The sequence below is a fragment of the Ideonella livida genome (assembly GCF_010499455.1).
GTDB classification, from domain to species: Bacteria; Pseudomonadota; Gammaproteobacteria; order Burkholderiales; family Burkholderiaceae_C; genus Ideonella; species Ideonella livida.
Map to the genome: position 1 here is coordinate 1 of NZ_JAAGOH010000081.1, position 1,657 is coordinate 1,657.

The window sequence follows — 1,657 nt, forward strand, 5'->3', positions numbered from 1 at the left end:
CGCCCGCCGCTGGCAGTTCGCCCTGCCCGGGCGCGCCAAGACGCCACGCCCGGCCCAGGAACCCGCGCTGGACGGCCCGCCGCCCCCGCCCACGCCGGCGCCCACGTCCCCGGCACCACCACCGCGCCAGGCCCCCAAGCCCCCGCCCTTCCCCCCCGGGGAGCCCCCGCGCCTGATCCACGTGGCAGACCTGCCCGAGCCGGCGCCCGCCGCCGCACCGGCTGCAGCCCCCCCTCCCGCCCCCGCGCGACCGGCTTCACGCCCCGCCGCACCGCCCTCCGCCGCGCGCGCGCCCCGCCCGCGCCGGCTCAGCCGCAGCGATCTGGTCCTGCTCGACGCCGTGCGCGCCGCCGAGGTCGTCGAAGCCCGTCCCGTGCTGCACCTGTCCCTGGCCCTCATGCTGCTGGCCGTGCTGGCCGCCGGCCTGTGGGCCGGCTTCACCCGGGTCGAGCAGATCACCCGTGCCGATGCCCGCGTGGTGCCGGAAGGCCGCGAACAGGTCATCGCCAGCCTGGAGGGCGGCCTGCTGGCCGAACTGCTGGTGGGCGAAGGCGCGCAGGTCAGCCCCGGCCAGGCCCTGGTGCGGCTGGACCCCACCCGCTTTGAGGCCCAACAGAACGAAGGCCAGGCCAAGCGCCTGGCCCTGCTGGCCAGCATCGCCCGGCTACGCGCCGAGGCCAATGGCCAGCCCCTGCGCTTCCCGCCCGAGCTGCAGGCCCATCCCCGCCTGCGCGACGCCGAGGCCGAGGCCTACACCGCCCGGCGCCGCCTGCTCGACGAAACCGCTGCCGCCACCCGCCACAGCATCGGCCTGGTGCTGCAGGAGCTGGACGTGGCCCAGCGCATGGCCGCCCAGGGCCTGGCCAGCGACCTGGACGTGGTGCGGCTGAAGCGCCAGGTCAACGACCTGCGCCAGCAGCTCTTCGAGCGCAGCAACCGCCTGCGCCAGGACGCCAGCACCGAACTGCTGGCCCGCCAGACCGAACTCGCCCAGCTCGACGAGCAGCTCGTCGCCCGCGAGGACGCGGTGCGCCGCACCCTCATCACCTCCCCCGTGCGCGGCCTGGTCAAGAACATCCGCGTCAACACCGTGGGCGGCGTCATCGGCCCCGGCGCCCCCATCATGGAGATCGTGCCCGTGGGCGAGCGCCTGCGGGTGGAGGCCCGCATCAAGCCGGCCGACATCGGCTTTGTGCGCGTCGGGCAGACCGCCCAGGTCAAGCTCAGCGCCTACGACCCCAACCTCTACGGCATGCTGCAGGGCGAAGTCGTCTCCCTCAGCCCCGACGCCCTGGGCAGCCCCGACGCCGGCACCACCGCCGGGGCCGGCGCCGAGGCCAACACCTGGTACCGCGCCATCGTCCGCATCGACCACAGCACCCTGCAGGCCCGGGGCGAGCAGCTGCCCGTCATCCCCGGCATGACCGGCAGCGTCGAGATCAACACCGGCGAGCGCACCGTCATGGACTTCATCCTGCGCCCCCTGCTCAAGGCGCGGGAGGCCTTCCGCGAGCGCTGATGAACCACGGCAGCCGCCCAGCACCTGCTTGGGGTCTTCCAGGAAGCGCAGCTTGTACTGCGAGAACATCCAGTGCGGCGACCAGGTGGTCACCACCATCCACTGCTTGCGTTGGATGGCCCGATCCAGCGAGGAGAT

1 protein-coding gene and 1 pseudogene are annotated in these 1,657 nt (G+C 74.4%); one reads left to right on the forward strand and one right to left on the reverse strand.

What is annotated here, in order from left to right:
- The coding region (locus G3A44_RS23115; protein ID WP_163460107.1) for an HlyD family type I secretion periplasmic adaptor subunit at positions 1-1,519 on the forward strand (1,519 nt) is incomplete at its 5' end.
- Positions 1,520-1,540: 21 nt separating this feature from the next.
- Here the strand turns inward: G3A44_RS23115 and G3A44_RS24010 are convergent.
- Positions 1,541-1,657, reverse strand: a pseudogene (locus tag G3A44_RS24010) (glycine betaine ABC transporter substrate-binding protein); the annotation flags it as partial.